Here is a 7,185-nt window from a genome sequence, read left to right on the forward strand (position 1 = left end):
TCCGCCGCCGCGCTCGTGCGGGAAACCTGCGACGCGCTCGCGCCGCTCGCGAACGAGCGCGGCATCGTGCTCGACGTTGACTTACAAGGCGACGCCACCGTGCGGGCGAACCCCGCACTCATGGCCAAGGCGCTGGCCAACGTGGTGAGCAACGGCGTTGCATACTCGCCTGGCGGTGCACGCGTGTCCGTGCGCCTGGCTCGAACAGCTCCTCGTCGGAGAACCCGTCGACCCACTGCACGAGCGCGTCCACGTCGTCCTCGAACGACCGCTTCAGGTGCTCGAACGGTTCCGCGCGATGCTCGTCGTAGAAGCCTTGGTACAAAACGCCCATCTGGTTCCACTTGCAGCCGGGCGCCGGCATGGCCACGTCCTTGCCGGCCAGCTCGTCGGCGTCCCAGCCACGCAACAGCCCCATCCACCCCAGCTGGTAGGCCAGCATCTCGCGCGGCGTGCGGTCCACGCCCTCGACCGTCGAGTCGGCGTCGGCCTCGGCCACATCGTCGAACTCCGCAGCGAACAGCCCGGCCGTCTTCCGGATCTCGGCGATCAGCGCTTCCTTGCTCTCGTAACCCTGCATAGCGCCCCTCCTCAAACGAATGAGGCGGCCCCGTTGCCGCCGCATCATGCCTATTCGCCCATCATGTCTTGGAGCTTCTTGATGTCGGCCATGCTCATGCCTCCCATGCCGGGCAGGCCCATGCGACGCCGCCGGCCCTTCTTGCCCTTCTTCCCCTTCTTGCCGCCCTGCAGGTCCTCCACGGCGGGCATCATCTTCTTCATCATCTTCTTCGTCTCGTTGAACTTCTTGATCAGCTGGTTCACGTCCGAGACGGTCACGCCGGCGCCGGCGGCGATGCGCGCGCGGCGCGAGCCGTTCAGCAGGTCGGGCTTCTCGCGCTCGGCCTTGGTCATGGAGTTGATGATGACCTCCATGTGGTCGAGCGCGCCCTCGTCCACCTGGCCCTGCGACATGGCCTTGTCGCCGCCGGGCAATGCGCTGATCAGCTTGGAAATGCCGCCCATCTTGCGGATCTGGCGGTTCATATCGATGAAGTCGTTGAGCGTGAGGTTCGCGCGCATCATGCGCTCGGCCTGCTCCTGCTCGACCTCCTCCTGTTGCACCTTCACGGCGCTCTCGATGAGGCTGACCACGTCGCCCATGCCCAAGATGCGCTTCGCCATGCGGTCGGGGTGGAACTCCTCGAGCGAGTCCGGCTTCTCGCCGGACGAGATGAACTTGATGGGCTTGCCCGTGACCTGCTTGATGGACAGCGCGCCGCCGCCGCGGGCGTCGCCGTCCATCTTCGACATGATCACGCCGTCGAAGTCCACGCGCTCGGAGAAGGCGGCAGCCACGTTCACGACGTCCTGGCCGGTCATGGCGTCCACCACCATGAGGATCTGGTCGGGCTTGACCGCACGCTTGATGGCCTCGGCCTCGTCCATCATCTCGTCGTCCACGTGCAGGCGGCCCGCCGTGTCCACGATCACCACGTCGCGCAGGTTGTCGATGGCGTCCTGGATGCCCTCGGTGGCGATGCGCACCGGGTCCTGGCCGTCACCGCGGTACACCCGCACGCCGATCTCGCCGCCGAGCGTCTGCAGCTGGTCGGCCGCGGCGGGACGGTACACGTCGCAGGCCACCAGCAAGGGCGAGTGGTTCTCCTGCTTCAGGCGGTAGGCCAGCTTCGCGGCGGCCGTCGTCTTGCCGGAGCCCTGCAGGCCCACGAGCATGATGACGTTGGGGATGCGGCTGGAGAGCACGAGCTTGCTGTCCGTGCGGCCCAAGAGCTCGGTGAGCTCGTCGAGCACGATCTTGATGACGTTCTGCGCCGGCGTGAGCGAGTCGAGCACCTCCGCGTCCAGGCAGCGCTCCTTCGTGCGGGCGATGAAGCCCTTCACCACCTTGAAGTTCACATCGGCTTCCAGAAGCGCCATGCGGATCTCGCGCATGGCGTCGTTGATGTCGTCCTCGGTCAGGCGGCCCTTGCCGCGCAGCCCGCTGAATATGCCCTGAAGGCGTTCGGAGAGGTTCTCGAGCATGGAAGTGCGCTCCCATCGGTCGGTCATGTCGTACGCTTAATGGGAGATTATACTTGATCGACGCATGCGGACGCGAACTTCACCTTTTCAACGACTGGGGGTGGTCTTCCGAACAATTACGAATACGGCCTTCGCAGTGCCATGGTTCTACCGAGCACCAGACCCCATGCGCTCTTAGCCCCGCTCGTCGAAGTCGCCGACGAGGGCGCGCGCGAAGTCGTGCGCGTCGAAGTCCTTGAGGTCGTCGAGGCCCTCTCCTACGCCGATCTTGAGCACGGGCAGCTCCAGCTCGTGGCTCACAGCCAGCGCGATGCCGCCCTTCGCGGTGCCGTCGAGCTTCGTGACGATCACGCCGTCCAGATCGAGCGCGCGGTCGAACTCGCGTGCCTGCTGAAGGCCGTTCTGGCCGGTGGTGGCATCGATAACGAGCACGGTGAACACGGGCAGATTCGAGCGCTTGCGCACCACGGCCACCACCTTCTCCAGCTCGCGCATGAGGTCGGCCGACGTGTGCAGGCGCCCGGCCGTGTCCACCAGCACGAGGTCGGCGCCCTCCTGCTCGGCGCGCTCGAGGGTGTCGTAGCAGACGCTCGCCGGGTCGCTGCCGCGCTCGCGCGTGCACACGGGCACGTTCGCGCGCCGCGCCCACACCTCCAGCTGCTCGATGGCCGCCGCGCGGAACGTGTCGGCGCTGCCCAGGAGCACCGTGCGGCCCGCGTCCGTGGCCTCCTTGGCCAGCTTGCCCACCGTGGTGGTCTTGCCCGTGCCGTTGATGCCCACGAACAGCACCACGGCCGGCCCGCCGCCGAACACGTCCTCGCCGCCGGGCGTGAACGTGGAGGCTATCTGGTCGTTCAGCAGGTCGAGAACGGCGTAAGCATCGGGCAGCGCCTTGCGCGTGGCCTGGTCACGCAGGTTCTCCACGATCTCGCTGGCCGCCGCGCCCCCGATGTCGGCTAGGATGAGCGTTTCCTCCAGGCCATCCCAGAACTCGTCGTCCAGATCCGGGCCGCGGTCCAGAAGGACGTTCATCTGCTCTTTGAACTTGTCGCGCGAGCGGGAGAGCCCCTCGCTGATCCTATCGAAAAATCCCATGTGCGGGCTCCTTTCTCAACAACCTGAACAGTGTATCCCAAATGGGGCCGCACGTCAGCAGCGCGGGTCCGCCTCCTGCTCGGCGTGGATCTTGCGCAAGGAACGCGTATACCCGACGAAGGGGAAGAGCGAGAAGACGAACCCGGCCGCGAGGACCATGCACGCCGCGAGGCAGGCCCACGACGCCGGCTCGTTGCCCTGGGCCGAAAGCCGTGACTGGAGCACGAAGAGCAACGCCGCGGCAACCGCGCAGAGGAGCGCGCGCAGGCCCAGCCCCTTCCGGCTCTCCCGAAGCGTCTCCGCTTCCGCGTCGTCGTCGGTGTACAGCGGCGTGGTGCCGGCCTCGGCGCGCACGATCTGCCAGCCGGGCCCCAGCACGACGGGTTCCCAGCCGCCGAGGCCGTACAGCTCCCGCGCCTCCTCCGAGAAGTCGCGCTGGAAGTCCACCGCGTAGTCGAAGCCGTGCGGCTCGCCGCGCTCGAAACGGTACAGGAGCGCCCGGTTGACACCTGTCACATGCCAGCCCTTCGCGCTCATCCTCTCGAGCATCGCCATGTCATGGCCCGGCATCACTGCAAGGCCCCCGCACATTCTATAGGTCGTGTTCGCCATGCTCCCCCTCGCCCATCGCCCCGATGTCCGCGGTGCTCCCGTCCTTCCCGCCCAACAGCCCCTCGGCGAGCACCATCAGCCGTCGGCGCCGCTCGAAGTCGCGCCGCAGCACCGCGCGGCCCTCGTCGGTTGCCGCGTAGCGGATGCGGCTCTCCCCCTCGGGCCCCTCGGCCGCGTCGGCGATCTCCGCGATCCAGCCCGCGCCTTTGAGCTTCTTGAGCGTCGTGTACATGGTGGCCGGCCCGATCTCCACCGTGCCCTGCGTGGACTCCTTGATGCCCTGCATGATGCGGTATCCGTGCACCGGCTCGAGCGTGGCCAAGAGGATGAGGAAGATGCTGTCGGACAGCTCCCCCGTCTCGTACGGGCTCCTCTTCGCCATTTCGCTCCTCTACTATATCAATGATGGATACTATGCTACAATCAGCCTGCTTGCAAGCGAATACTTTCGGTTCCCACTATACTCTATCTGGAAATGGAGCGTCTCATCATGGCTGAAGAGCATTTGGAAGCTGCTGCAAGCGGGCAGGCGAAGGGCTGGTTCGAGCAGCGGAAGGACCCCGAGTTTCGCAAGCGGCAGGATGCGAGCCTGTTCCAGGCGATAACCCTGGTCATGCTGCCCTTCATATGGGCGGGTTTCGTCTACTCGCTGGCCACGGGCAACGAGGGCAACATGAACAGCTACTCGCTCATGATCCTCTTCTTCTCGTTGCTGAACGCGGACGTGCTGGTCAAAGGCGAGAAACTGTCGAACAAGGTGCTCAACGTCCTGGCGAGGGCCAACTGCGTGCTGTTCTTCGTCTGGGCGCTCGCCAACATCGTCTACCTGATCGCGAAGTAGGAATAGCGGCCGCGGCGGGAGCGCGGCCATCGCCCGCTCCCCATCCCGCATGCAGGCCGCTGCGCTATTCCGCGTGGCGCAAGGCGTGCTCGAGCTTCTGGCTGACCACCTTCGTCACGCCGTCGGCCTGCATGGACACGCCGAACAGCACGTCGGCCATCTCCATGGTGCGCCGCTGGTGCGTGATCATGATGAGCTGCGTGGTGTCGCGCAGCGATTCCAGGTACGACGTGAGGCGGCGCAGGTTCGAGTCGTCGAGCGCGGCCTCCACCTCGTCGAGGATGTAGAACGGCGTCGTGCGGATGCGGTACACCGCGAACAGCAGCGCGAGCGCCGTGAGAGACTTCTCGCCGCCGGACATGAGCATCATCTTCGTGATGCGCTTGCCGCGCGGCTGCGCCGTCACCTCCACGCCCGTGTTCTCCAGGTCGTCGGGGTCAACGAGCGAGAGCTCGGCCGAGCCGCCCGGGAACAGCACGGCGAAGATCTCGCTGAAGTTCTTGCTGACCGCGTCGAACGTGCGGACGAAGTCGTCCTTCATGCGGGCATCTATGACGCGCACGATCTTGCCGAGCGCACGGCGCGCGCCGTCGAGGTCGGCCAGCTGGGCGGCCAGGTAGTCGTAGCGCTCCTTGAGGCGCTCGTACTCGTCGGCGGCATCGGGGTTGATGGTGCCCATGTTGGCGATGCGGCGGCGCAGCTTGAACGCCTGGTCCTCCACCGCGCCCCGGTCGTCTAGCGCGGGCAGCGCGAGAGCATGGTCGAGCGGCACCTTGCAGTCGTGGACGATGGCGTTCACCGCCCCTTCCACCTGCACCTCCAGACGGCCCTTGTCGACCCGGGCCTGGCCCATGCGGGCGTTGGCCTCGTCGAACGCGTCGTGCGCGGAGCGTGCGGCGGCACGGGCCTCGTTGGCCGCCTGGTGCATGCCCCCGGCGGCGTCCTGGGCGGCGTTCGCAGCCTCCTCGAGCGCGCGCGTGCGGCGCCGGGCGCTGTCCGAGAGCTCCTCCATGATCGCGAGCAAGGGCTCGATGCGCCGCTGCGCCACCACTTTGCGCAGCAAACCCTCGCGGGCATCGGCGTCGGCCGCGGCCGCCTGCTCGATCTCGCGGGCGCGCGCATCCGCCACGCGGGACGTGTAGGTCTCGCGCTCGGCGAGCGTGGCCGCCTTGAGCTTCGCCTCTGCCAGCGCGTCGCGCACCTGGGCCGCCTGCTTCCGCAGCGGCACCACGGCGTCCTGCGCCTCGGCGAGGCGTGCCGTATCGTCCTCCAGCTGCTGGGCCAGGCCGGCCAGACGCTGCTCCAGGGCCTCCACCGACGGCCGCGCCTCGGCCACGGTGCGCTCGGCCTCGGCGCGCTGGCGCTCGATGTCCTCGAACTCGCGCCGCACGGCCGCCAGCTTCTCCTCGGCGCGGCGCGCGTCGGCGCGGGCGGCGTCCGTCTTGCCGCGCAGCTCGGCCAGCTCCTGGGACAGGCGCAGGCTCTCGCCCTGGGCCTGCCGCAGCGCCTCCTCGGCCGCGGAGGACGCCTGCTGGGCCGAGTCGCGGGCGGCGTCGGCCTCGGCGAGGCGGGCCCGCAAACCGTCGAGGCGCCGGGCGCGGGCGAGCACGCCCTCGGCATCGTCGGCTGCAGCGGCGCCGAGCGTCACCTTGCCCCCGGGCCACACCACGCAGCCGTCCTCCGTGACGAAGCGGGCGCCGAAGCCGTCGCGCGCATGGGCGGCGAGCGCAGCGTCCAGGCCGTCGCACACCACCACGTCGCCCATCAGCGCCTCCACGGCGCGAGCGGCCTCGGGCGGGTACGACAGCCCGTCCACGAGCGCGCGCCCGAGCCCGGCCGCCGCGGCGGCGCGTGCAGGCAGCTCGTCGGCGGCGTGGCCGGGCCCGGCGGCGTCGTCGCGGGCCACGAGCACGACCTCGCCCTGCTCGTCGCAGGATGCGAGCGCGGCCGCCACGGCGGCCGCTCCGGCGGTCTCGTCCACGAGCAGCGCCGCCACGTCGCCGCCCAGCAGGCGCTCCACGAGCGCCTCCGACCCCGCCTCGGCCCGCAGCACGTGCGAGAGCGGTGCCAAGGCGCAGGACAGCTCGTCGGAGTGATCGAGCAGCCAGGCGCGGGCGGGCCCTGCGGCGGCGCTCGCGCGCTCCACCTCCTCGAGCCCCTTGATCTCCGAGGCCAAAAGCGACGCCTCGTCGCGGGCCTCCTCGAGCGCGGTGCGGGCGGCCTCGCGTGCGGCGAACGCCGTGCTCACCGCCTCGCGCGCCGCCGCCTCGCGGTCGGCGAGCGCCTCCAGCGCCGCGCCGGCGGCCGCGGCCGCCTCGGCAAGCGCTGCGGCATCGGTCTGCGAGCGCTGGAGCTGCAGCTCCAGCTCCTTTCCGTGGCCCTCGATGAGCTTCACGTGCGCCAGGCCGCTGGCCAGCGACTCCTGCGTGGCCGCGAGCTCGCGGCGCGCCTGCTCCTGCGCGCGCTCGGCACCTCGGCGCGCCTCGGTGAGCGCGGCCGCCTCGCGGTCGAGCGCGCGGTGGCGCTCGGTGAGCGACGCGTGCTCCTCGGCAAGGCGCGCCACGTCGGCGTCGGCGCGCTCGCGCTCGGCG

7 protein-coding genes are annotated in these 7,185 nt (G+C 69.2%); 1 reads left to right on the forward strand and 6 read right to left on the reverse strand.

Features of this window, described 5'->3' with window-relative positions:
• Positions 1–118: 118 nt before the first annotated feature.
• From K9U15_RS14575 to K9U15_RS13840, 5 genes are all read right to left on the reverse strand, one after another.
• Positions 119–628 carry a ClbS/DfsB family four-helix bundle protein gene (locus tag K9U15_RS14575; protein WP_367316894.1) on the reverse strand — a complete coding sequence of 170 codons (510 nt, stop codon included), beginning with the start codon at positions 626–628 and terminating at the stop codon, positions 119–121.
• A 2-nt stretch (positions 629–630) separates the two neighbouring features.
• A complete protein-coding gene (ffh, locus tag K9U15_RS13825; RefSeq protein ID WP_087192109.1) occupies positions 631–2,046 on the reverse strand; it encodes a signal recognition particle protein in 1,416 nt (471 codons plus the stop codon).
• 174 nt (positions 2,047–2,220) lie between these two features.
• On the reverse strand, positions 2,221–3,141 hold the full coding sequence (gene ftsY, locus K9U15_RS13830) for a signal recognition particle-docking protein FtsY (RefSeq protein ID WP_096228419.1): 921 nt from the start codon (positions 3,139–3,141) through the stop codon (positions 2,221–2,223).
• A gap of 54 nt (positions 3,142–3,195) precedes the next feature.
• A complete protein-coding gene (locus K9U15_RS13835) occupies positions 3,196–3,753 on the reverse strand; it encodes a DUF2812 domain-containing protein (RefSeq protein ID WP_123674139.1) in 558 nt (185 codons plus the stop codon).
• Positions 3,734–4,135 carry a PadR family transcriptional regulator gene (locus K9U15_RS13840; protein WP_123674138.1) on the reverse strand — a complete coding sequence of 134 codons (402 nt, stop codon included), beginning with the start codon at positions 4,133–4,135 and terminating at the stop codon, positions 3,734–3,736. The genes K9U15_RS13835 and K9U15_RS13840 overlap by 20 nt, the downstream gene beginning before the upstream one ends.
• Positions 4,136–4,243: 108 nt before the next feature.
• On the opposite strand from K9U15_RS13840, the gene K9U15_RS13845 reads away from it, so the two are divergent.
• Positions 4,244–4,594, forward strand: a complete 351-nt coding sequence (locus tag K9U15_RS13845; protein ID WP_087192125.1) for a hypothetical protein — start codon at positions 4,244–4,246, stop codon at positions 4,592–4,594.
• 64 nt (positions 4,595–4,658) lie between these two features.
• Here K9U15_RS13845 and K9U15_RS13850 read toward each other — a convergent pair.
• A partial coding sequence (locus tag K9U15_RS13850; RefSeq protein WP_301156389.1) for an AAA family ATPase occupies positions 4,659–7,185 on the reverse strand: 2,527 nt, incomplete at its 5' end.

The sequence above is a fragment of the Gordonibacter sp. RACS_AR68 genome (genome assembly GCF_030418485.1).
Lineage (GTDB): Bacteria > Actinomycetota > Coriobacteriia > Coriobacteriales > Eggerthellaceae > Gordonibacter > Gordonibacter urolithinfaciens.